Here is a 23,813-nt window from a genome sequence, read left to right as displayed (position 1 = left end):
TTCATTACTTCAGGCCCAGGCGCTTGGCCATTCGTCCCAGGTTGGCCCGGTCCAGGCCCAGCTCACGGGCGGCACTGGCCCAGTTGTGCTGGTGGCGTTCGAGGCAGGCGCTGATGACCTGGCGCTGGTAGTTCTCGGTGGCCAGGCGCAGGTCGCCGGTGACGTCCGGCACGGGGTCGGGCTGCGCTTCGAGCGGTGGCGCGGTGGCGTTCGGCAAGTCCAGATCCGCCGCGCTGAGGCTGAGAATCTTCGGGCGCTCCCGGCAGTTACCCAGGGCTTTCAAGGCGCTGCGGCCGATCAAGTGTTCCAGTTCGCGCACATTCCCCGGCCAGGTATAAGCCAGCAGTGCCGCCTGGGCATCGCTGGTCAGGCGCAGGCTGCCCAGGCCCATGCGTGAGCGGTTCTGTTCAAGGAAAAAGCCCGCCAGCAACAGCACATCGCGACCGCGCTCACGCAGCGCCGGGACTTGCAACGGGTACACACTCAAACGGTGATAAAAGTCGGCACGATAGCGGCCGCTGCGTACTTCTTCGGCCAGATCCCGGTTAGTGGCAGCGATCAGGCGCACATCCACCTGGTGCTCCTTGTCAGACCCCAGGCGCTGCAACTGGCCACTTTGCAGCACCCGCAGCAGCTTGGCCTGCACGGTGAGGGACAACTCGCCCACTTCATCAAGAAACAGCGTGCCGCCATTCGCCAGCTCGAACTTGCCCCGGCGTTCGTTGAGCGCGCCGGTAAACGCCCCGCGCACGTGGCCGAACAGTTCGCTTTCCACCAGGGTTTCCGGCAGGGCGGCGCAGTTGAGGCTGATCAGCGGTTTCTCGGCGCGGTTTGATGCGGCATGGATCGCCTGGGCCACCAGCTCCTTGCCCACGCCGGTCTCGCCGGTGATCAATACCGTCAGGTCACTGCCACCCACCAGGTTGATTTCTTCCACCAGGCGTTTGTGGCTCTTGCTCTGGCCGATCATTTCCTTGTGCTGCTGGCCGCTGGCCTGGCGGTAGATTTCGGCGCGCTGGTGTTCGTCTTCGGCGCGCAGGGCCAGGCGTTCGATGCGTTCAGCCACATTGACGGTGGCGGCGGCGAGGCTGGCAAAGGCTTGCAGGGCGTCCAGTTCCACTCGTTCGAAACGCTCGGTGTCGAGGGCGTCGAGGGTCAGCAGGCCCCAGGGCTGGTCGTCGACAAACAGCGGGCAGCCCATGCAGTCGTGGACTTCCAGGTGCCCGTGCAGGCCATCCACCAAGCCGTCATAGGGGTCGGGCAGTTCGCTGTCGCTGTCAAAGCGGGTAGGGCCGGGGCTGCTGAGCAGCACGGCGAAACGCGGATGTTCGCTGACCTTGAAGCGCCGGCCGAGGGTGTCGGTACTCAAGCCATCCACCGCCAGCGGCACCAGCCATTCGCCGTCGAGGCGCAGCAGGGCGGCCGCGTCGCAGGGTAGCAGGGCGCGCATGGCCTGGAGCAGGCGCCGGTAACGCTCGCCTTCGGGCAACTCGCGGGACAGGTCGGCGACCAGGGGCAGCAGGGTGGTGAGCAGCGGCTTCGCAGTCATAATGACTCCTTGTAGTCATAGTGACTATATAACGTAGGAAGTCATACTGACTACATTAATATTAAGCATTTGATTTATAAGGATTTATTAGTTGGCATGAATACTGAGTAGTAAAGGGTATTCAGTAAGAAGACTCAGGAGTCTGCCATGCTTAGTGCCCAAGACCGTGCCATCGTCAAATCCACCGTGCCCCTGCTGGAAAGTGGCGGCGAAGCCCTGATCACCCATTTCTACCGGATGATGCTGTCCGAATACCCAGAAGTACGTCCGCTGTTCAACCAGGCCCACCAGGCCAGCGGCGACCAGCCCCGGGCCTTGGCCAACGGCGTGCTGATGTACGCCCGGCATATCGACCAACTCGACCAGTTGGGCGATCTGGTGGCAAAGATCATCAACAAGCACGTGGCCCTGCAGATCCTGCCGGAGCATTACCCGATTGTCGGTACCTGCCTGCTGCGGGCAATTTCCGAAGTGCTGGGCAGCGAAATCGCCACCCCTGAAGTGATGAGTGCCTGGGGCGCCGCCTATGGCCAATTGGCCGACATCCTGATCGGTGCCGAGGCGGCTATCTATAAAGAGAAGGAACAAGCACCGGGCGGCTGGCGTGGCGCGCGGCCGTTCACCTTGGTCAAGCGTGTGGAGGAGAGCGCGGAAATTATCTCGTTTTACTTCGCGCCTGTGAATAACGGCCCGATCCTGGCCGCCGAGCCTGGGCAGTACATCGGCATGAAGCTGGTGCTGGAGGGCGAGGAAGTGCGCCGCAACTATTCCCTGTCGGCGCGTGGCGATTCGGGCCAGTACCGCATCAGCGTCAAGCGCGAAGCCGGTGGGCGGGTGTCGAACTACCTGCATGACCAGTTCCAGGTGGGTGCGACCATCGATCTGTTCCCGCCTTCGGGGGAGTTCACCCTGGCGGCCAGCGACAAGCCATTGGTGCTGATCAGCGGCGGCGTGGGCATCACGCCAACATTGCCGATGCTCGAAGCGGCGCTGGCCACCGAGCGTCCGGTTCACTTTATCCACTGCGCGCGTAATGGCGGCGTGCATGCGTTCCGCGAATGGGTGGACGGCCTGGCGGCGCAGCATCCGCAGCTCAAGCGCTTCTATTGCTACGCCGAGGATGATGGCGTGAGCCCGGCGGCGGACAAGGTCGGGATGCTGAGCCAGGAGCAACTGGCGGCGTGGCTGCCGCAGGAGCGCGATGTGGATGCGTACTTCCTGGGGCCTAAAGGCTTCATGGCGGCGATCAAGCGTCACTTGAAGGCCCTGGGTGTGCCGGAAGCGCAGAGCCGGTATGAGTTCTTTGGGCCGGCGTCGGCTCTGGAATAACTTACTCGGTCAAAAATGTGGGAGCGGGCTTGCTCGCGAAAGCGGAGTGTCAGTCACTGAATGTGTGCCTGATACACCGCYTTCGCGAGCAAGCCCGCTCCCACATTTTGATCTCCATTTTCCCTGATTAATCTCCTGTTAATGCCTCCTGTTTAAACCTCCACACGCCAACTGCTCAACTTTCACCGTCCGCGTGTAAACTTGCGGCCATTGGCACAACCATCATTGGCTAAAGGGAAACGGGGATGATCGACGAATTGCGTTTGGGCAGGGAGCGACGCTTTCTGGTACTGCTGGGCATCATCTGCCTGGCGCTGATCGGCGGGGCGCTGTACATGCAGGTGGTGCTGGGCGAGGCCCCTTGCCCGCTGTGCATCCTGCAACGTTATGCCTTGCTGCTGATCGCGATCTTCGCCTTCATCGGTGCCGCCATGCGCACCACCCGCAGTGTCACGGTGTTTGAAGCACTGGTGACCCTCAGCGCCCTGGGGGGCGTCGCCGCTGCCGGCTATCACGTGTACATCCAGTTCTTTCCGAAGGTCAGCTGCGGCATCGACGTGCTGCAACCGATTGTCGATGGCTTGCCGCTGGCCTCGGTGTTTCCCCTGGGGTTCCAGGTCGACGGCTTCTGTGAGACGCCGTACCCGCCCGTGCTCGGCCTGTCCCTGGCCCAGTGGGCGCTGGTGGCCTTTGTGCTGACGGTGATCCTGGTGCCACTGGGCATTTACCGTAATCGCCAGGGCAAAGCCTAAGCGGTTACAACTCAACGCCCCGGCCTTCCTCTAAAGAAGGCTGGGGCGTTTTTGTTTGTAGGCATTTGTGAAGAGGCCGTGACGCGGGGCAAGTTTGGGTGTGCGCAGCGTGCGACATGTTGTCACACGGAAGCTGTCGCATGACGTTTCTGACGCTCGTAAACGCGCCATAAATTTGCATGAAGCGGCGTTTTATGGCTGTCAGTTCGTCGTCTGGCCGACGCCGCGAGTGGCGTGCGGTCGGCGACATTGCCCGATGTCCGAATGCCTTGTTTTTAGGGGACTTGGATCCGTTTTCGATGCCCTTACAGGCTGTAAGGGATGTGGCAGATTGCCCAATAACACGGCATTTTTTGTGGTTTTTGTCGAGAATCAAACGCGATACGATCGCGGACCTTTGCAATAATGGTGAAGGATTATTGCTGGAAACGATAAAAATTATTTCTGGATAAGACATGGTTTATACATCGCTAGCTAACTACAATCGCCCGCACTGAATGTCCGGTGCTGCTCACCCCTGAGCAAACTAGGGCGGTCGAGAAGCGGATGTAACGTTTCATGCGACCCCAGGTGCCGGCAGCCTTTCAACTATCCGCACCAAATGGAATTGGTCTGTAACAAGGCCTTTGACCAACGAATTCGAATAAGAACTCACCGCTAGCCCGGGACGTGTCGATTCGCGCAAGGTGCGACGGGCAGGCCCTTATTCAATCGAAGAGAAATGCCAACCCTTGGCAGGGTGAAGTGTTGGCGATCAAAACCCAACTGCATTGCGCAAGCTGCTTTAGAGGTCGTGAGATGAGTAAAAACAGGTACCCCCGATTACTAGGCTTTTTGCCGCTGCTTGGCATGATGTTAATGCTGGGAGGCTGCAAGTGGACCTTGCTCGACCCTAAAGGTCAGGTCGGTCTGGATCAACGCAACCTGATCATCACCGCCACCCTGCTGATGCTGTTGGTCGTGGTGCCCGTGATCATCATGACGTTCGCGTTCGCCTGGAAATACCGCGCGTCGAACACCAGCGCCACCTACGCGCCGAAGTGGTCGCACTCCACCAAGATTGAAATCGCGGTGTGGCTGGTGCCGATCCTCATCATCATCGCCCTGGGTTACATCACCTATAAGTCGACTCATGAGCTGGACCCGTACCGTCCGCTGGACTCCGACGTCAAGCCGATCAACATCGAAGTGGTCGCGCTGGACTGGAAGTGGCTGTTCATCTACCCGGACCTGGGTATCGCCACTGTGAACCAGATCCGGTTCCCGGAGAACACCCCGCTTAATTTCCGGATCACCTCCGACGCCGTGATGAACTCGTTCTTCATCCCTGCACTGGGTGGCCAGATCTACGCGATGGCAGGCATGCAGACCCGTCTGCACCTGATCGCGAACGAGAAAGCTGAAATGGAAGGCATCTCCGCCAACTACAGCGGTGCTGGCTTCACCGGCATGAAATTCAAAGCGATCTCGACGAGCCAGGAAGATTTCAACGCCTGGGTAGCCGAAGTCAAGGCCGCACCTAAACAGCTTGATCAAGCTGAATACGACGCCCTTGCCAAACCAAGCCAGAACAACCCAGTCGCCCTGTACTCCACGTACGAGCCGGACCTGTTTCAGAAAATCGTCGACAAGTACGAAGGTATGAAGCCAGGCAAGCCGATCGAGCACGAGAAGAAAGAAGTGGCCGCGGTTGAAGGTTCTGACACGGGCTCGCATTCAACTGCTGGGGCAGAGGAGTAAACGATGTTTGGTAAATTAAGTTGGGATGCGGTCCCGTTCCACGAGCCGATCGTGATGGTGACCATCGCCATGATCGCGCTGGGTGGTCTGGCACTGTTTGCAGGTATCACTTACTTCAAGAAGTGGACCTACCTGTGGACCGAGTGGCTGACTTCGGTCGACCACAAGAAAATCGGCGTCATGTACGTCATCGTTGCCATGGTCATGCTGCTGCGTGGTTTTGCCGACGCCATCATGATGCGTACCCAGTTGGCCATGGCCACCGAGGGTTCGCCTGGCTACCTGCCTCCTGAACACTATGACCAGATCTTCACCGCCCACGGTGTGATCATGATCATCTTCATGGCGATGCCTTTCTTCACCGGCCTGATGAACCTTGCCTTGCCGCTGCAGATCGGTGCGCGTGACGTTGCGTTCCCGTTCCTGAACTCCCTGAGCTTCTGGCTGCTGGTATCCGGCGTAGTGCTGATCAACCTGTCCCTGGGCGTCGGCGAATTCGCCAAGACCGGTTGGGTTGCGTATCCGCCATTGTCGGGCCTGGCCTACAGTCCGGGCGTGGGTGTGGATTACTACATCTGGGCGCTACAGTTATCAGGACTCGGGACGACACTGACGGGGGTCAACTTCCTGGCCACCGTCTTGAAAATGCGCGCCCCTGGCATGAAGCTGATGGACATGCCGATCTTCACCTGGACCTGCACCTGGGCCAACGTACTGATCGTTGCATCGTTCCCGATCCTGGCTGCAACCATGGCGTTGCTGTCGCTTGACCGTTACCTGGATTTCCACATTTTCACCAATGAACTTGGTGGCAATCCAATGATGTACGTGAACCTGTTCTGGGCATGGGGTCACCCTGAGGTGTACATCCTGATCCTGCCAGCGTTCGGTATCTTCTCTGAAGTGATCTCGACCTTCTCGGGCAAGCGCCTGTTCGGTCACCACTCGATGATCTACGCCTCGGGCGCGATCTCGGTACTGGGCTTCATGGTTTGGCTGCACCACTTCTTCACCATGGGTTCGGGGGCCAGCGTCAACGCGTTCTTCGGACTGGCGACGATGCTGATTTCCATCCCGACGGGGGTGAAGCTATTTAACTGGCTATTCACCATCTATCACGGTCGTCTGCGTATCACCAGCCAGGTTCTGTGGACCCTGGGCTTCATGGTGACCTTCGCGATCGGCGGCATGACCGGCGTACTGCTGGCCATCCCGGGTGCTGACTTCGTACTGCACAACAGCCTGTTCGTAATTGCTCACTTCCATAACGTGATCATCGGCGGCGCAGTATTCGGCTACATCGCAGGTTTCAGCTTCTACTTCCCGAAAGCGTTCGGCTTCAAGCTGCACGAAGGCTGGGGCAAGGCTGCATTCTGGTTCTGGATCTCGGGCTTCTTCGTCGCGTTCATGCCGCTCTACGCTCTCGGCTTCATGGGCATGACCCGTCGTCTGAACGCCACGACCAACCCTGAGTGGGTACCGTACCTGTACGTTGCCATGGTGGGTGCACTGATGATCGCTGTGGGTATCGCCTGCCAGCTGATCCAGCTGTATGTCAGCGTGCGTGATCGCAAGCAGAACATGTGCGAATCCGGCGACCCATGGAATGCACACACCCTGGAATGGTCGACTTCGTCGCCACCGCCGTTCTACAACTTTGCCGTACTGCCGAAGGCTGACAGCATCGATCCGTTCACCGAAGCCAAGGAAGACGGTACTGCGTACCAGAAGCCTGCGCGTTACGAACCGATCCACATGCCTAACAACACCGCTACCGGCGTTGTGATGGGCGCGCTGTTGACCGTGTTCGGTTTCGCGATGATCTGGCACATCTGGTGGCTGGCCATCGTGAGCCTGGTGGGCACCATCGGCTACTTCATCGTTCACGCTGCCCGTGATGACCAAGGCTACATGGTGCCGGTCGACGTGATCGAACGCATCGAAGCCGAGCAACACGCTCGCCTGGTTGCCGAGAAGAAGATCCCGGCCAACCGTGTTGAAACCTCGTTGGAACAGGCTTAAACCATGTCGAACTTAGTGACCAATGCTGGACACGCCCATGTCGATGACCATGGGCACGATGACCATCACCACGACTCGGGGCCAATGACCGTATTCGGTTTCTGGCTCTACCTGATGACCGACTGCATCTTGTTTGCGTCGATCTTCGCGGTGTACGCGGTACTGGTAAACAACGTAGCGGGTGGCCCGTCGGGCCACGACATCTTCGAACTGCCTTACGTGCTCGGCGAAACCGCCTTGCTGTTGTTCAGCTCGATCACCTACGGCTTCGCCATGCTGGCCTTCTACAAGGGCAGCAAGAAAGGCGTCCTGAGCTGGTTGGCACTGACCTTCCTGTTCGGCCTGGGCTTCATCGGCATGGAGGTCAACGAGTTCCACCTGCTGATCTCCGAAGGTTACGGCCCGCACCGTAGCGGCTTCCTGTCGGCGTTCTTCACGCTGGTAGGCACCCACGGTCTGCACGTGACTGCCGGTCTGATCTGGATGGCGACCATGATGTATCAGGTCAACAAACATGGCCTGACCAACACCAACAAGACTCGCCTGAGCTGCCTGAGCCTGTTCTGGCACTTCCTGGACGTGGTCTGGATCTGCGTCTTCACCGTTGTCTACCTGATGGGGACTCTGTAATGGCTAATGCACATTCCCATGACAGCCATGATGACAGCCACGGCAGCGTCAAGTCGTACGCCATTGGCTTCATCCTGTCGGTCATCCTGACGCTGATCCCGTTCGGCCTGGTGATGTACCCAACCTTGCCGAAGTCGATCACCTTGATGATCGTCCTGGCGTTCGCGGTGATCCAGGTCCTGGTTCACCTGGTGTACTTCCTGCACCTGGACCGCTCGAAGGCTCAGCGCGATAACGTGATTGCGTTCGTGTTCGCAGGTTTGGTGATCCTCCTGCTGGTTGGCCTGTCGGTATGGATCATGTTCAGCATCCATACGTTCATGATGGCGAAGTGAGGTAAGACCCGATGTCGCTTAAGCACTTTATCCAAATCACCAAACCGGGGATCATTTTCGGTAACGTGCTTTCTGTGGCAGGCGGTTTCTTCCTGGCCTCCAAGGGGCATGTCGATCTGGCCATTTTCCTGGCTGCGATGATCGGCACGTCCCTGGTGGTAGCTTCCGGTTGTGTATTCAACAACTGCATCGACCGCGATATCGACATCAAGATGGAACGCACCAAGAATCGTGTGCTGGTCCAGGGCCTTATCTCCCTGAAACTGGCACTGATCTTCGCGACCATCCTGGGTATCGCCGGCGTGGTGTTGCTGTACAAGGTGGCCAACCCGCTGGCGGCGCTGTTTGCCGTGATCGGCTTCGTCATCTACGTCGGCTTCTACAGCCTGTACCTCAAGCGCAAGTCGGTTCACGGCACGCTGGTGGGCAGTCTGTCGGGGGCGATGCCGCCGGTGATTGGTTATGTGGCTGTGACCAATAGCTTCGACATGGCCGCGTTGGTGCTACTGGTGATGTTCAGCCTGTGGCAGATGCCGCACTCCTATGCCATCGCGATCTTCCGCTTCAACGACTACCTGGCTGCCTCGATTCCGGTTCTTCCGGTCAAGCGTGGCATCAAGGTCGCCAAGAAACACATCCTGCTCTACATCCTGGCCTTCCTCGTGGCGACCTTGATGTTGACCTTCAGTGGCTACGCCGGCATGAGCTACCTCGCCGTTGCCGCCGCCATGGGCATGTACTGGTTGTACATGGCCTGGACCGGCTACAAGGCGGTGGATGACACCGTCTGGGCACGCAAGCTGTTCGTCTTCTCGATCTTCACCATCACCGCCTTGAGCGTGATGATGTCCCTGGATTTCCAGGTGCCGAAAGAGTTGCTGCTGACGTACGCTCACTGAGTGATCGAGCAGTAAAAAACCCCGCCTTCGAAAGAAGCGCGGGGTTTTTTATTGAGGGGCCTTTAAACTATGCCAAATCTTACAAATGCAGGAAGCAGCGTGATGAGTAAAAAAGCCGTTATCGTATTCAGTGGTGGGCAGGATTCGACCACCTGCCTGATCCAGGCACTGGCGCTGTATGACGAGGTGCACTGCATTACCTTCGATTATGGCCAGCGCCATGTGGCGGAAATCGAAGTCGCACAGAAACTCGCCAAACAGCTGGGCGCCACCGTTCACAAAGTGATGGACGTGTCGCTGTTGAACGAGCTGGCCATCAGCAGCCTGACCCGCGACAACATTCCGGTACCCACGGTGAACAGCTCGGGCGAGAGTTTGCCGAGCACATTCGTGCCTGGCAGGAACATTCTGTTTTTGACCCTCGCGGCGATCTACGCCTACCAGGTCAAGGCGGAAACGGTGATCACCGGGGTGTGTGAAACCGACTTCTCCGGCTATCCCGATTGCCGGGACGAGTTCGTCAAGGCGCTGAACAAAGCGCTGCAACTGGGCATGGAATACGACGTGCGCCTGGAAACGCCGTTGATGTGGCTGAACAAGGCCGAGACCTGGGCCCTGGCGGACGATCACCAGCAGATGGACCTGATCCGCAACCAGACTCTGACCTGCTACAACGGCATTATCGGTACGGGTTGTGGCAACTGCGACGCGTGCAACCTTCGCGCACGTGGCCTGAACGACTACCTCGAAAACAAGGCAGCCGTCATGCAGAGCCTGAAAAGCAAACTGGCGTGATGTCGATCGTTCCCACGCTCCGCGTGGGAACGCATCCYGTGMCGCTYCGCGTCACAAAGGCGGACGCGGAGCGTCCAAGGCGGCATTCCCACGCAGAGCGTGGGAACGATCATCTGCTGGCGTGTGGTTGGGCCTGGGTATCGCCCGTGATGTAGCGCTTGAACAGCGAGCGGGCGCCATAGGCCGGCAGGATGTTGAAGAAGGCAAAGCAAACCTTGATCGCGATCTGCACGTAGATCATGTTCAGGATGTCGCTGGTCTGCATGGCGCCGTAGAACGCGATGAAGCAGAACAGGAAACTGTCGATGATCACCGCGAAGAACGTACTCAGGAAAATCCGCAGGAACAGGTACCTGGAATTGGTCAGCTCCTTGATCTTGCACAGCAGGTACGAGTTGATGTTCTCCGACACCAGGAACGAAACCGAAGAGGCGATGAGCACCGACGACACCTGGATGATCACGTCGTTGTAAGGCCCGTCGAGCTTCCAGCCTGGCAAGCCGGGGAGGAAGGTCGAGCCGTAGAGCAGGATGATGATCATCGCGTTACTGGCAAACGCAAACAGGATGGCCCGTCTCGCCAGCCGCAGGCCGAACTGTTCGTTGAGCAAGTCCACGATCAGAAACGTCAGCGGGTAAAGGAACGTGCCGGGCGTGACGATAATGCCCAGCGACTCCAGGTAAATAGGTTTGGTCGCGGCGATGCTGGTGAAGATATAGAACGTAAAGAGCAGCAGGTTCAGGATGATGTAAATCATCCATGAGTTCTCGTTGCGGTCGTTGAGGTCGTACGCGGTCAGCGCTCCGCCCTGTGAGTAGAACTTCTTGTACATGTTCTTCACTTCCATTTTATTTAAATTGTCCATGATTTCGCTGTTCAGCACTTCGCTCAGCTTTATCCGAATGATCTTGCCCGTGGCGATCACCATGATCACCGCCAGGCTCTTGTCATTCTCGAACCCCAGCAACTTGTATTTGCTGTTTTCGACTTCGTGCTCATACGTTGTCATTGAAGCGCTCCTCGATGATATCTCCCACCACACAGATACGATCTGAGCTGACACACGCTTGATCCGTGATAAATAGTTTTTTGCTGAGCCTGTCGTACACCAACTTTTCCTTGTCGTCGCTCGACGTCCCTTTCTGCACGATCAACAAATCGCCCGGCTCGTTGACGCCGGCAATCGCATGTTCCAGCAGCACGGCTATCAAGTTGTAGGAAGTGCCGAAGTAGTAAGTCAGCGGGTACAGCGTGGCGAGTTCGCCAATGCGCTTGTCCATGCTCGCCATGACCTGGCTTTGCTTGATGATCGGCACGGCAGCAGGGTTCATGTTGCCCTGGGGGGAAATACTGCTGTCGATGATCTCTTTTTCTTCGAAGTCGAGGGTCTCGATTTCTTCATAGGAAACGCCGAAGAAATCCGAGATCTTGCGGATGGTGGACTGCTGTACGTTAACGACCTTGCCTTCCAGAATGTTGTAGATCGTGGTTCTGGTCAGGCCGGCCGCGTTGCACAACGACAGCTGCGTCTCTCCGCGGCTTTTGATCAGGTATTTGATATTGCTCTTCAAATACTCGGTGCGTTCTTTTCTGTGAATCAAATGCCCACCACTTCCTTATGTTCTACACAGAGCGTCCATGTTGCGCTGGGGTGCGTGCTTCGCCGCGGCGCGAAGTGTTGCATGCGCCTGCCACAAGAATAAAGACCGTGATCAGTTTTTTGGCGATTGGCCAGCATTCAGCCAGGAAAAACCGCGTCTTGTCCCCCTGTGTGCGGCCAAAAAGAATCATTTAATTTGGAAAATGTTCATTTTTCTGCTTAATTGCCCTGCGCCCAACGGAAAGGCGCACGGGATTTTCAGGGAAGGAACACAGGACAATGGCAGTCGACACGCAACCACTTACCCACCAGGCCGACCTGCTGCAACGAGGGCTGGCGGATCTACGGGCAGAAGACGCGGAGCTGGCAGCGTTGCTGGATGCGGAAGTCACGCGCCAACACCAGACGCTGTCGCTGGCCGCTTCGTCCTGCGCAGTGAGGCCGAATATCCTGGCGGCGTCCGCCTCGCTGCTGGTCAACGTGACCGCCGAGGGCACGCCCGGCTGGCGTCATCACGCCGGCTGCGAGAATGCCGACCGGGTCGAAGCCCTGGCTGTGCGCCGAGCGCGTGAGCTGTTCAGTGCGCAATACGCAGGCGTGCAATCACACTCGGGGTCGACTGCCAACTATCAGGTACTGGCGGCCTTGCTGGAGCCGGGAGACACCGTGCTCGGCATGGCCCCCGATCATGGCGGGCATCTGAGCCACGCCAGCCCCGTCGCGTTCACCGGCGCGAACTACAAGGCGCTCCGGTACGGCACTACCTCCAAGGGTGTTATCGATTACGACCAGGTGCGCACACTGGCGCTGGCCCATCGCCCGCGCGTGATCATCTGCGGGGCGACGGCCTACTCGCACACCATTGATTTCGCGCGCTTGCGTGGGATTGCCGACGAAGCCGGGTCGATCCTGCTGGCGGACATTTCGACCATCGCCGGCCTGGTCGCCACCGGGCGCCATCCGAGCCCGATCGACGCAGCCCACGTCACTACGCTGTGCACCCATAAACAACTGGGCGGCCCGCGTGGCGGCCTGATCCTTTCCGGTCGCGACGCCGAAACCAAGGTGCCGGGCCTTAAGACCAGCTTCAGCCGGCTCCTCGATCAAGCCGTGTTCCCACGAATGCAGGGCGCACCGGCCTTCAACATGATCGCGGCAAAGGCGGCGGCGTTCGGCTACGCCATGTCCGCGGATTTCGACGCCTGGATGGCGCGTATTCGCACCACGGCCGACGAACTGGCCAGCGCGTTCCAGGCCTGTGACTACGAGGTGGTGGGCGGGCGCAGTGAAAACCACTCGGTGCTGATTCGCTTGCGTGGCGGCATCACCGGCGCCATCGCCCAGGCGGCGCTGGAGCAGTGCGGCATCATCGTGGACAAGCATCGCGCACCGGGAGAGACGCGACCATCATTCGTCGCTGGCGGGTTGTGTATCGGCACCGGCTCCCTGGCGCAACGCCAGCTCGACGCCGATGGATGTCGGCAGGTCGTCGAACTGGTGTGCCGGGTACTCGATGCGGTCACGCCCCTCAACGAGCACAAGTTCACCCTGGATCCGAATGCACAGGAATCCCTGCGCTTGCAGGCTCAAGCCTTGTGCGCGAAGTATCCCCTCGCGGATTACCTGCACAACTGAGCAAACATCCAAATGGATGTTTCATGTTATTGCAGGATAAATTGCTGTACGGTGTTTAAGCGGCTGTTATAGACGGTCGCGTTGTTGCTCATTCTCATCATTAACAAGCTGCACGACAGCTTGGCGTTCTCCTGGCAGTTATAAAAAGGGCTCTTAAAGTCCGTTCAACCTCCGTGAACGAAGTACTCAGCCTTTTGCAGTGAAGTCGAACTAGGCCCGTGCGCCGATAGTTGTTCGACTCATGAGGAGATATCCCGTGATAACCCGAAGAAAACTCCTGTATTCAGGCGCAGCCTTGACCGGTGCTGGCCTGTTTGCCCCGCTGTGGGCAGGTGCCGCGCTGGCGCAGGAAGTCAGCAGCGCCGCCAGCGACGACATTGAATCCTTCCGCCAACTGTCGATGTTCCTCCTCGAACGCTCGAACCTGGATGCCGCCTTGTCCTTGCGCATCCTGGCCCAGTGCACCCGGAACGACCCTGCATTCCCCGAGAAGATCAAAGCCTTGTGGAGCAAGGTTGGCCAGCATCACTTGCGCAACGTCGGCCAGTTGTCCGGCAGCCCGTTCTACGCCGACCCGGTGATCAAGGACACGACGCAGAAAATCGTCTCCGCCTGGTACCTGGGCTACACCGGCACGCCGGTGTCCCTGCGCGCCACCGACGGCACGCGCCTGGTCACCTTCACCGGCGCCCTGGCCTATGCGCCGACCGCGGACGCCACGGTGATCCCGACGTACTCCCGGGGAAAAACCAATTACTGGGTCAATCCTCCGGCCACGCTGGCCAACGACTAAGACTAAGACAAGGCACTTTTATGAATCAGGATTTTGACGCCGATGTCATTGTGGTTGGCTCCGGCGCATTAGGCAGTAACGCAGCCTTTGAATTGGCCAAACTCGGCAAGTCGGTGATTATTCTGGAAGCGGGTGAACATATTCCCCGCTGGAAGATAGTCGAGAACTTCCGTAATTCGTCGAACAAGGGCAATTACAACTCACCCTATCCGAATGAGCCGTGGGCCCATCATTCTTATGATGAGCAATACATCGAGAACACCGGTTCTTTCGAGTTCCGCCCCGGCATGTTGAAACTGGTGGGCGGTACCACCTGGCACTGGGCGGCAGCGTGCTGGCGTTACTTGCCCAACGATATGAAACTCAAGACGCTCTACGGCGTAGGTCGCGACTGGCCGCTGGAATACAGCGAGCTGGAACCCTATTACGTGCGTGCGGAAATTGCCCTGGGCGTATGCGGCAGTGACACCCAGGACCAGAGCGGGCAGGGCGGCGGCGCGTTCCCGCCACGCTCAAGCCCGTACCCGATGGCGCCGGAAGGTGATACCTACCTGTTCCAGCGCCTGCGCGAACGCATGGCACCGGCGGGGTATCACTTTATCCATGAGCCCAATGGCCGTGCCACTGAACCCTACGACGGGCGCCCGGCGTGCAGCGGCAACAACAACTGCATGCCGGTCTGCCCCATTGGCGCGATGTACAGCGGCGACGTGCACGCCCGCCATGCGGAACAGGCCGGCGCCAAGCTGATCACCGACGCCACCGCCTACAAGCTGGAAAAAGGCGCGGACGACAAGATCGTCGCGATCCATTACCGCAGCTCCACCGGCGCTGATGTGCGGCTCACTGCCAAGTACTTCATCGTTGCCGCCCACGGCCTGGAAACCCCCAAGCTGCTGCTGATTTCCGAGGTGGCCAACTCCTCCGACCAGGTCGGTCGCAACCTGATGGACCACACCGGCCAGGGCCTGCAATTTATCGCCGACGAGCCGTTGTGGCCGGGACGCGGCGCGGTGCAGCAGGGCGGGATTTTCAACCGTCGCGACGGCGAGTTCCGCAAGGAGCGGGCCTCGGTCAAACACTCGATCTCCAACAACGTGCCGAACATTGCCGTGGCCAAGCGGCTGATCGCCCAGGGCGTGTACGGCAAGGAGCTGGACGAACGCATCCGCCACGATGCGGCGCGTTGGGTCGACGTCTCTACCGTGTATGAAACCCTGCCATTGCAGACCAACACTGTGCGCCCGAGCCGCACCCGCAAGGACGCCCTGGGCATTCCGATGCTGGTGGTCAACTACGAGGTGGGCGACTACGTGAAGGCGGCCAAGGCCGGCGTCACTGAAGACTATGCGCACTTCGTGCAACTGATGGGCGGTACGGTGGTGGAAGACAACACCGGTTACCAGAACCGCGACCACCTGATGGGCACCGTGATCATGGGCGCCAACCCCAAGGATTCGGTGGTCAACCACGAGTGCCGCACCCACGACCACGCCAACCTGTTTCTCGCCACCACTGGGGTGATACCGGCCTCCGGCACCATCAACCCGACCCTGGCCGGCGTGGCGCTGAGTATCCGTATGGCCGACATCATTGCGCGGGAGGTCTAGGTCATGGGATTGCTTAAATTTCCATTGCTGGCCTTGCTGCTCACCGCGTTGCCGGTGTTTGCCGCTGAAGACACTGCCGCGCTGATCCAGAAAGGTGCGTATGTCGCCCGTGCCGGCGACTGCGAAGCCTGCCACCGTACCGCCGAGAATGGCGGCGCGCCGCTGGCCGGCGGGTATGTGATCGACTCGCCCATGGGCAAGATCATCTCCAGCAACATCACCCCGTCCAAGGCCTACGGCATCGGCGACTACACCGAGCAACAACTGGCGGACGCCTTGCGCAAAGGCATTAACGCCAAGGGCCAGCACCTGTATCCGGCGATGCCCTACACCTCTTACCAGGGCATGAGCGATGACGACATCCACGCCTTGTACGTGTACCTGCAACAGGGCGTCAAAGCCGTGGACCAGCCGGTGCCGGAAACGCACCTGGCGTTCCCGTTCAACATCCGCCAACTGATGTTCGGCTGGAACCTGGTGTTCCTCGACAGCCAGGGTTTCGTGCCCAAGCCTGGCGCCACCGAACAGACCAGTCGCGGCCAGTACCTGGTGGACAACCTCGCCCACTGCGGCGCCTGCCACACCCCACGTAACGCCTTGATGGCCGAGGACAACAGCCAGTACCTGGCCGGTGCGAAACTGGGTGGCTGGGTCGCGCCCAACATCACCTCCGACAAGGTCAGCGGGCTGGGGGACTGGAGCGAAGATGACCTGGTCAATTTCATGAAAAACGGTCACCTCGCCGACAAGGCCCAAGCGGCGGGCGGCATGGCCGAAGCCGTGGAAAACAGCTTCCGCTACCTCAGCGACAGCGACCTGCATGCCATGGCCGCCTACCTGCACAGCGTGCCGCCGATCCGCGATCCCGGGCAAACCGAGCGGGTGGTGCGTGACGTCAAGCCGGTGGACATGAGCACCCTGGAAACCGGCCAGGGCGATCAAGCCTCACTGGCCGACGCCACTGGCCTGGATGGCGCACGCCTCTACAACTCGGCCTGCTCCAGCTGCCACGGCCGCGATGGCCAGGGCTCGGCTGACAAGTTCTACCCGTCCCTGAGCCTCAACACCGCGCTCAACGGCAACCAGGCCAACAACCTGGTGATGGCGATCATCGCGGGCATCGACCGCAAAGGTGCCGACGGCGCCGTGAGCATGCCGGCCCTGGGCGGTGACCTGAACGACGCGCAAATCGCCGCCATCGCCAACTACAGCCTGCACACCTTCGGCAACCCGGCGCTGAGCGTCAGTTCCGAAGAAGTCACCAGCCTGCGTCGCGGTGGGGATGTGCCGTTGTTGATCACGGCCATGCCGTACCTGCTGTGGGGCGGTGGCCTGGTGGTGCTGGTGCTGATCATCGTGCTGTTGCTGTGGCGCCGTCACCACAAACACCTGCGGGCAGTGGAGGCCAAGCGGATCGCGTTGAACCGGCGTTTTCATTCCAACTAGCCGGAAACGCAAAAGCCCCGCCTTCGGTATGAAGTGCGGGGCTTTTTGTTGGTTGGGTAAATCACCGGCTGTTTTCCTCGTCATACCCAATTGCAGGAACGGGGGCGAATCCCGCACCTGAAGCTGCGAGCCGACAAGGAGAGGTCTTCATGGTCAACGTGAGTCGTCGTTCCCTGATCGCACTGGGCGCGGTCTTGCCGTTGCTGGGTCGCCTGGACTGGGCTGAGGCAAGCCCCGCCGTGGCGGCGCCCCAGGTGCTGCTCAACTACAACGAAAGCCCCTACGGGCCGTCGCCGGCTGCGCGGCAGGCCATGCAGCGCGGTATTGCCGTTTCGGGGCGCTACCCGTACCCGGACATGTACGCGCTGGTCGAACAGTTTGCCAAACAGCAAGGCATTCTGGAGGAACAGGTGGCGGTGTTCGCCGGCTCCATGGCCGCGTTGCGCTACGCGGTGCTGGCGTTTACCAGCGAAACCCGCAGCCTGGTGATGGCCACGCCTTCCTACGAAGTACCGCGCCAGGCAGCCGAGTCGTGCAAGGCCAGGGTGCATGAAGTGGACCTCACCGCCGATCACGCCCATGACCTTCCCGCCATGCTCACCGTTGACCGCCAGCCCGGCCTGATCTACCTCTGCAACCCGAACAATCCCACCGGCACCCTCACACCCGCCAAGGCCATCGAACAGGCACTGGCGCGCAAACCCCAGGGCAGCATTTTGCTGGTGGACGAGGCCTACATCGACTTCAGTGACGCACCCAGTTGTGTGGCGTGGGTCAAGGACCATGACGACTTGCTGGTGCTGCGCACGTTCTCGAAAATCTACGGCCTGGCCGGCGCACGCCTGGGGCTTGCGATCGGTCATCCGCAGCTGCTGGAAAAACTGGCGGTGTTTGGCGGGGACAACGTGCCGGCGGCCGCCAGCCTGCTGGCCGCCCGCGCCAGCCTTGCAGATGCGCAACTGGTGCCGGCGCGCAAGGCGCTCAATACCCGGTTGCGGGATGAGACGGTGGCCTGGCTAAAAAGCCGCGGATTCACCTGCACGGCGTCTCACAGCAACTGTTTCATGATTGATGTGCGCCGTCCGGCGGAACAGGTCATCGAGCGGCTGGGCGAGCAGGGCGTGAAGATAGGGCGCGTGTGGCAAAACTGGCCGCAGTGGGTGCGGGTCACCGTGGGCAACGCTGATGAGATGCAGCGGTTTCGCGAGGTGTTTGCGGCTCAAGTCGTAGGCTGAATTCGCTGCGACGCAGGTCAAATGTGGGAGCGGGCTTGCTCGCGAAAGCGGAGTGTCAGTCAATGCATACGTGACTGACCCACCGTCTTCGCGAGCAAGCCCGCTCCCACATTTAGATCGAGTTACTGCTGGGCGATGCTGTAGCCCTCAAACGCCGTCTGCTGCTGCAGCGCGGTGATGATGGTTTTACGCGTCAGTGGCTGCTCGGCGCCCGAGTTATCCACAAAGGTTTCAACTTCCAGTTCCGCCTCGTCACCTTCACCGACAAAGGTAAAGCCGAGGAATTCAAACGCCTCACGGTCCACGTTCGGCTTGGAGCGCGGTGAACGCAGCGGCAGGGTGACGCTGATGCCGTCCTTGCTGATGGCGAACACTTCCACTTCCTTCTTCGGGCGGGAAGCCTTGCCTTTGCCGGCGCTCGGGTTGCTGATGGCCTGGTGGGTCTGGTTCAGCACCTTGAGGGCCAGGCCGTAGACCAGCTCCTGGAACTCCGGGTCGTCCTTGAAGCTGGACAGGATGCGGCTGATGGAGAACTTGCTGTTCAGGTCTTCGAGGGCGGCGTTGTCGGCGGCTTCGGCGTCCTTGAGCTGCTTGAGCTCGCCCATCAGGTCGTAGGCCTTGTCGTCGTCGAAAGCGTCGTGGGCCTGGCGGATGGCCACGCGCAGCTCGCGGATCTGGTCGCTTTCCTTGGAGGTGTGGAACGCGTCCAGCACCATTTCACTGATGGTCTTGGCCGCCGGCACGTGCTGTGAAAGATTGATGGCGTTTTCGTATTCAGCTTTGGATTGCAAGGCGACTACGGATTCTTCGGTGCGGGAATCAGACATTGAAATTTCACTACTTCAGTAAACGGGGAGACGGGAAAAGCGTCGCGCATTTTCAGCGGGGAGGGGGATCAGGTCAAGGCAGCACAATGCCCTCATCGCGGTTGAATGATGCCAACGCCCGCTGCAGCTTGATCGCCCGCCCGCAAAACAGCCCAACGGTAAAACCCGAAGCCCCGCCCGCCAGGGCCAGCATTGGCGCGGTGCTCGACAGCAACGGGTGCACGGCGTGCTGGTAACCGAGGTAATACTTCACGGCGAAGAACAGTTGGGAGATCAGCAGGATTTTCCAGGTGCCGGGCAGCACCAGCGTGTGGCCATCGAGGCTTGCACCCTTGGCGGTGAACATCGCCATCGCCAACAGGCAGCCCACGGCGGCACCGCCCAGCCAGCAGCCGATCGACAGCGTTGAATGTTCAATGGACAGCAGCGACCAGATCACCAGCACCACCGGCAGGATAACCAGTGACCGGTGGTTTTCGCGGCTGCCGCGGGTGGCTTTGATCCCGTACCAGCAGATCCACAGATAAACGGCGTACACCCAAAGGGGCGTGCCCTGAAGAATGTCGAGCATGGTCAGCGTCCGTGCCTGATGAAGTTGGGCGTCGATATTCGCCGGGCCGCGCGTGGCTTGTCCATCGATTTAACCGAGGCGCTTGCCCATTTCGAAGGCGCGTTTTTCGTAGCCCAATTCCTCGTACAGCCGCTGCGCCGGTTCGTTGAAGGCCCAGACGGTCAGGCGCAAATCCCGGGCGCCCTGGCGGATGGCCCAGCGTTCGGCGAGCGCCATCAGTTCACGGCCAATGCCCTGGCCGCGGTGTGCCTCCAGCACGCAGATCGAGCCGATCCTGGCAACACGCAGCGGCTGCAACAACGGGCTGGCGGTCTCGATGATTTGCGCGGTGATAAATCCAACACCAACGCCGTGCTGCTCGGCAAGAAACACCGCCTGAACCCGGCTGGTCAGGCAGGGCCGCCAATGGGACTGGTCGCGCTCCACCTGGTCGGTGGCGTCACGGTAGATATCGGGCCGTTCCTGGTGGTGCAGGCGGTTCAGCGGCTGGCCCAGCACGCACAGGGTGTGCAGGTCATCCAGGTGCGCCTGGCGATAGGTCAATCCTTGAGACATGGCAGTCCTTCGAACGGGGCAAAGGGCGTTTTATGCCCGTTATCGGCGATCACGTAAAGGCGCGGCGTCGGCCCCAAGCCCTTCGACGAAGCCGGCAATGCGCTGGCAAGCCTCCCTGAGGGTGTCATCGGCGACGGTAAACGAAACCCGCACAAACCCTTCGGCGCTGGGGCCAAACGCCTGGGCGTCAAGCACCGATACGCCGGTCTGGCGATACAGTTGCCAGGCGAACTCCCGGCCGCTGAGCCCGGTGCGGCGTACGTCCACCAGCATGAACATGCCCGCCTGGGGGACTCGGCAGTCCAGCTCGCTGATCGCACTCAACGCGTTCACCACCAGGTCACGCCGGCGCCGATACACCGCACGGGCATCGCTGACCAAGGCCTCATCCAGTTCCAGTGCCTTGAGCGCCGCCGCCTGGATAAACCCTGGCAGGCCGTAAATCATGCACAGCAGCAAGTTTTCCAGATGGTTGATCAATGTGGGCGGGCCGGCCACCCAGCCAACCCGCCAGCCGGTCATGGCGTGGCTTTTCGACAGGCTGTTGAGCACCACCGTGCGCTCGGCCATGCCGGGTAACGCGCTGATGCTCAGGTGTTGATCGTCATAGATGAGCTGCCCATACACTTCATCGCAAATCACCCACAGGTCGTGGGCGCGTGCCACTTCGGCGACGGCTTCCAGCTCTTCGCGGCAGTAGACATTGCCGGTGGGGTTGCACGGTGTAGCGAGGGCGATGCCCCGGGTCTTGTCGGTAATCGCGGCTTGCAGCGCGGTACGGGTCAGGCGAAAGCCGTTGGCGGCCGGTTGTTCGACGGTTCTAATGCGTGCCCCCGAGGCTTGGACACAGGCCTCGTAGGTCAGGTACATCGGCTCTGGCACCAGCACTTCATCGCCGTGGCTGAACAGGCACAAGCAGGCCGCGAACAGGCCATTCTGCGCGCCGGCGACCAGGGCGATATTGTCGGCGTGCACCGCAATCCCTTGCAGCAGGCTCTGCCGGGCCGCGATGGCTTCCCGCAGTTTCGGGCGGCCGAGCACAGGGGTGTAGTGGGTGTCGCCGGCGCGCAGGGCGTCCACGGCGGTTTCACAGATCGCGCTGTGTGTGGCGAAATCCGGGTCGCCGACACTGAGCACAATCACGTCTTCGCCACGCAGTTGGGCTTCGGCGGCGGCGTAGTGAATATCCCAGGCACTGACGGATTCGCCGCCAATGCGCCCCACAAAGGGTGAATAACGCATCCTTGCTCTCCTCGCCGACATCGATGCCCGCGTCAATTAGTCAATTTCAGTTCCACTGTAGAACATGGCGCCTGATCCACATCAAGGGCCGCGCGCAAAAAATCCGCTACAACGAAGCTGGGGCTGGCCATGCCCCGGTTATCTGCCTGATGACCCAATAAAAACGATTGCAGACCTGCGCCGAGGGGACCGCCCCAGGCCGGGTTATTAAAGGAATAGTGCGATGATTTTTCCCCTGTCACGTCTGGGCCTTGTGGGGGTGGTGCTGTGCCTGTCCCTTCCCCTGCACGCCAACGAAGCCGACCCCACGCTGATCGAACAGGGCAAATACGTTGCCCAACTGGGCGACTGCATCGCCTGCCACACCGCCAGGCAAGGCGCGCAGATGGCCGGCGGGCTGGAACTGGGCACGCCGATGGGCACGATCTACTCGAGCAACATCACCCCGGACCGTGACACCGGCATCGGCCAGTACACCTTCGAGCAGTTCGACCGGGTGATGCGTGAAGGCGTGACGCCGGCCGGGCAGAACCTGTACCCGGCGATGCCGTACCCGTCCTACGCGAAGATGAGCGAAGGCGACATGCGCGCCCTGTTCGCCTACCTGATGCAGGGCGTGGAGGCGGTGAACAAACCCAATCTGGGAGCGGAGATGGGCTTCCCGTTCAACCAGCGCTGGGGCCTGGCGTTGTGGAATTTGGCGTTTCTCGACAAGCAACCATTCGTGCCGGACCCGGCGAAGGATGACGTGCTTAACCGTGGCGCCTACCTCGTCCAGGGCCTGGGCCACTGCGGCTCGTGCCACACCCCGCGCGGCATCGCCTTCCAGGAAAAAGCCATGAGCGACGCGGGCCGCAGTGGCCGGCATTACCTGGCCGGTGAGACTGTCGAGCACTGGCGCGCCTTGAGCCTGCGCAACCTGTGGACGGTGGACGACACCGTGCAATTGCTCAAGACCGGGCAGAACCGCTTTGCCACGGTCGCGGGCAACATGGCGGATGTGATTCATCACAGTACCCAACACTTCACCGATGCCGATTTGACCGCCATCGCGACGTATCTCAAATCCCTGCCGCCGGGCAAGGACGACCTGCCGATGCCCGCCGTGGCCCAAGAACCCGCCGCACCGCCCAAGGACTTGTTCACCAGCCGTGGTGGCCTGGGTTACATGCAGTTTTGCAGTGACTGCCACCGCAGCGATGGCGGCGGGGTGAAAGGGCTGTTCCCGCAGTTGGCCGGCAACCCGAGCGTTGCCTCGAACAACCCGACGTCACTGCTGCACATCACCCTCACCGGTTGGGAAACCGCCGAGACCGCAGCCCATCCACGGATCTACACCATGCCTGGGTTTGCGCGGTTGGCGGATCAGGAAATCGCTGAAATCCTCAGTTTCGTGCGCAGCAGTTGGGGCAACGAAGGCACGCCTGTCACGGCTGCCCAAGTGAAGAAAATGCGTGGCCAGCTCAACCCGGTCACCACCGATTCGTCAGCGTTTGAAACCCCACGCCTGGCCGAATTGTTGGCGGCGCCGAATGCCGATCAGGTGGTACGCGGCATGCGCCTGCACCTGCAGACCAAGGAACTGCTGCCCAATAACGTGGGCAACTCGCTGAACTGCACCAGCTGCCATCTCAACGCCGGCACTGTGGCGGATGGTTCGCCGTTTGTGGGCGTCTCGGCATTTTTCCCGAGCTATGCGCCGCGTGCCGGCAAGGTGGTGAGCCTGGAAGAGCGGATCAACGGCTGCTTCCGTCGCTCGATGAATGGCAAGCCGTTGCCAGCGGAATCGGCGGATATGCAGGCGATGGTGGCGTACTTCGACTGGATGAAAAACAACACCAGGCCCGAAGATAAAGTCGCCGGGCGCGGGGTGGGCAAGGTCGACCCGGCGATCAAGCCGGATATGCAGAATGGCAGGCAGGTGTACGCCCGGCAATGCGCGGTGTGCCATGGCGACAATGGCCAAGGGTTGACGCGGGCGGATGGCGAGTTGGTGTACCCGCCGTTGTGGGGCGAGCAGTCGTTCAATATCGGGGCGGGGATGGCGCGGCTGTACACGGCGGCGGCGTTCGTCAAACGCAACATGCCGATCGGTTTCCACGAGAAATTCCCGTTGGGGCAGGGCGGGTTGTCGGACCAGGAGGCGGTGGATGTGGCAGCGTACTTCTCCCAACAACCTCGTCCGGATTTCCCGGACAAGGTGAAGGACTGGCCGAAGGGGGGTAAGCCCGTGGATGCGCGGTACTAA

21 protein-coding genes are annotated in these 23,813 nt (G+C 60.3%); 14 read left to right on the top strand and 7 right to left on the bottom strand.

Annotation, left to right across the window (positions count from 1 at the left end):
- Positions 1–4 precede the first annotated feature (4 nt).
- A complete protein-coding gene (norR, locus tag JV201_RS24015) occupies positions 5–1,549 on the bottom strand; it encodes a nitric oxide reductase transcriptional regulator NorR (RefSeq protein ID WP_008435623.1) in 1,545 nt (514 codons plus the stop codon).
- Between the two features lie 147 nt (positions 1,550–1,696).
- Here norR and hmpA point away from each other — a divergent pair, with 147 nt between their 5' ends.
- From hmpA to queC, 8 genes are all read left to right on the top strand, one after another.
- The gene (gene hmpA, locus JV201_RS24010) at positions 1,697–2,878 is read left to right on the top strand and encodes an NO-inducible flavohemoprotein (RefSeq protein WP_219406122.1); all 1,182 of its coding nucleotides are present in this window, start codon (positions 1,697–1,699) and stop codon (positions 2,876–2,878) included.
- 245 nt (positions 2,879–3,123) lie between these two features.
- Positions 3,124–3,630 (top strand): disulfide bond formation protein B, encoded by a 507-nt coding sequence (locus JV201_RS24005; protein ID WP_008435621.1) that lies wholly within the window; start codon positions 3,124–3,126, stop codon positions 3,628–3,630.
- A gap of 798 nt (positions 3,631–4,428) precedes the next feature.
- Positions 4,429–5,370, top strand: coding sequence for a ubiquinol oxidase subunit II (gene cyoA / locus JV201_RS24000; protein WP_008435619.1), 942 nt, complete (start codon positions 4,429–4,431; stop codon positions 5,368–5,370).
- A gap of 3 nt (positions 5,371–5,373) precedes the next feature.
- Positions 5,374–7,392 carry a cytochrome o ubiquinol oxidase subunit I gene (cyoB, locus tag JV201_RS23995; protein ID WP_003216371.1) on the top strand — a complete coding sequence of 673 codons (2,019 nt, stop codon included), beginning with the start codon at positions 5,374–5,376 and terminating at the stop codon, positions 7,390–7,392.
- A gap of 3 nt (positions 7,393–7,395) precedes the next feature.
- The gene (locus JV201_RS23990) at positions 7,396–8,022 is read left to right on the top strand and encodes a cytochrome o ubiquinol oxidase subunit III (RefSeq protein ID WP_008435616.1); all 627 of its coding nucleotides are present in this window, start codon (positions 7,396–7,398) and stop codon (positions 8,020–8,022) included.
- Positions 8,022–8,357 (top strand): cytochrome o ubiquinol oxidase subunit IV, encoded by a 336-nt coding sequence (gene cyoD / locus JV201_RS23985; protein WP_003216374.1) that lies wholly within the window; start codon positions 8,022–8,024, stop codon positions 8,355–8,357. Before JV201_RS23990 ends, cyoD begins: the two co-directional genes overlap by 1 nt.
- Before the next feature lie 11 nt (positions 8,358–8,368).
- Positions 8,369–9,256: a heme o synthase gene (cyoE, locus tag JV201_RS23980; RefSeq protein ID WP_003216376.1), complete on the top strand. Its 888-nt coding sequence runs from the start codon at positions 8,369–8,371 to the stop codon at positions 9,254–9,256.
- A 102-nt stretch (positions 9,257–9,358) separates the two neighbouring features.
- Positions 9,359–10,051: a 7-cyano-7-deazaguanine synthase QueC gene (gene queC, locus JV201_RS23975; protein ID WP_087692810.1), complete on the top strand. Its 693-nt coding sequence runs from the start codon at positions 9,359–9,361 to the stop codon at positions 10,049–10,051.
- A 109-nt stretch (positions 10,052–10,160) separates the two neighbouring features.
- Here queC and JV201_RS23970 read toward each other — a convergent pair whose 3' ends face one another.
- Both JV201_RS23970 and JV201_RS23965 read right to left on the bottom strand, forming a co-directional pair.
- Complete coding sequence (locus JV201_RS23970) at positions 10,161–11,060, bottom strand: queuosine precursor transporter (RefSeq protein WP_219406121.1); 900 nt, start codon at positions 11,058–11,060, stop codon at positions 10,161–10,163.
- Complete coding sequence (locus JV201_RS23965) at positions 11,047–11,652, bottom strand: helix-turn-helix transcriptional regulator (RefSeq protein WP_003216382.1); 606 nt, start codon at positions 11,650–11,652, stop codon at positions 11,047–11,049. Before JV201_RS23965 ends, JV201_RS23970 begins: the two co-directional genes overlap by 14 nt.
- A 278-nt stretch (positions 11,653–11,930) precedes the next feature.
- Between JV201_RS23965 and glyA the strand changes: the two genes are divergently transcribed.
- From glyA to JV201_RS23940, 5 genes are all read left to right on the top strand, one after another.
- A complete protein-coding gene (gene glyA, locus JV201_RS23960; protein ID WP_219406120.1) occupies positions 11,931–13,286 on the top strand; it encodes a serine hydroxymethyltransferase in 1,356 nt (451 codons plus the stop codon).
- Positions 13,287–13,542: 256 nt separating this feature from the next.
- Complete coding sequence (locus JV201_RS23955; protein ID WP_023659207.1) at positions 13,543–14,079, top strand: sugar dehydrogenase complex small subunit; 537 nt, start codon at positions 13,543–13,545, stop codon at positions 14,077–14,079.
- A gap of 20 nt (positions 14,080–14,099) precedes the next feature.
- Complete coding sequence (locus JV201_RS23950) at positions 14,100–15,689, top strand: GMC family oxidoreductase (RefSeq protein WP_102369856.1); 1,590 nt, start codon at positions 14,100–14,102, stop codon at positions 15,687–15,689.
- A 3-nt stretch (positions 15,690–15,692) separates the two neighbouring features.
- Complete coding sequence (locus JV201_RS23945; RefSeq protein WP_219406119.1) at positions 15,693–17,135, top strand: cytochrome c; 1,443 nt, start codon at positions 15,693–15,695, stop codon at positions 17,133–17,135.
- A gap of 149 nt (positions 17,136–17,284) precedes the next feature.
- Positions 17,285–18,370 (top strand): pyridoxal phosphate-dependent aminotransferase, encoded by a 1,086-nt coding sequence (locus JV201_RS23940; RefSeq protein ID WP_219406118.1) that lies wholly within the window; start codon positions 17,285–17,287, stop codon positions 18,368–18,370.
- A 122-nt stretch (positions 18,371–18,492) separates the two neighbouring features.
- On the opposite strand, the gene JV201_RS23935 is transcribed toward JV201_RS23940, so the two are convergent.
- The 4 genes from JV201_RS23935 to JV201_RS23920 form a co-directional block, all read right to left on the bottom strand.
- Positions 18,493–19,197 (bottom strand): hypothetical protein, encoded by a 705-nt coding sequence (locus JV201_RS23935; protein WP_219406117.1) that lies wholly within the window; start codon positions 19,195–19,197, stop codon positions 18,493–18,495.
- 73 nt (positions 19,198–19,270) lie between these two features.
- Positions 19,271–19,768 carry a hypothetical protein gene (locus JV201_RS23930; protein WP_003216397.1) on the bottom strand — a complete coding sequence of 166 codons (498 nt, stop codon included), beginning with the start codon at positions 19,766–19,768 and terminating at the stop codon, positions 19,271–19,273.
- 69 nt (positions 19,769–19,837) lie between these two features.
- Complete coding sequence (locus JV201_RS23925) at positions 19,838–20,323, bottom strand: N-acetyltransferase (RefSeq protein WP_008435578.1); 486 nt, start codon at positions 20,321–20,323, stop codon at positions 19,838–19,840.
- 39 nt (positions 20,324–20,362) lie between these two features.
- Positions 20,363–21,565, bottom strand: a complete 1,203-nt coding sequence (locus tag JV201_RS23920; RefSeq protein ID WP_177008772.1) for a pyridoxal phosphate-dependent aminotransferase — start codon at positions 21,563–21,565, stop codon at positions 20,363–20,365.
- Between the two features lie 223 nt (positions 21,566–21,788).
- On the opposite strand from JV201_RS23920, the gene JV201_RS23915 reads away from it, so the two are divergent.
- Positions 21,789–23,813, top strand: coding sequence for a c-type cytochrome (locus tag JV201_RS23915; protein WP_219406116.1), 2,025 nt, complete (start codon positions 21,789–21,791; stop codon positions 23,811–23,813).

It is taken from the genome of Pseudomonas sp. Colony2 (genome assembly GCF_019382755.1).
Lineage (GTDB): Bacteria > Pseudomonadota > Gammaproteobacteria > Pseudomonadales > Pseudomonadaceae > Aquipseudomonas.
Note: the sequence above shows the minus strand (reverse complement) of the source record. Positions and strands in the feature narration are given on the sequence as shown.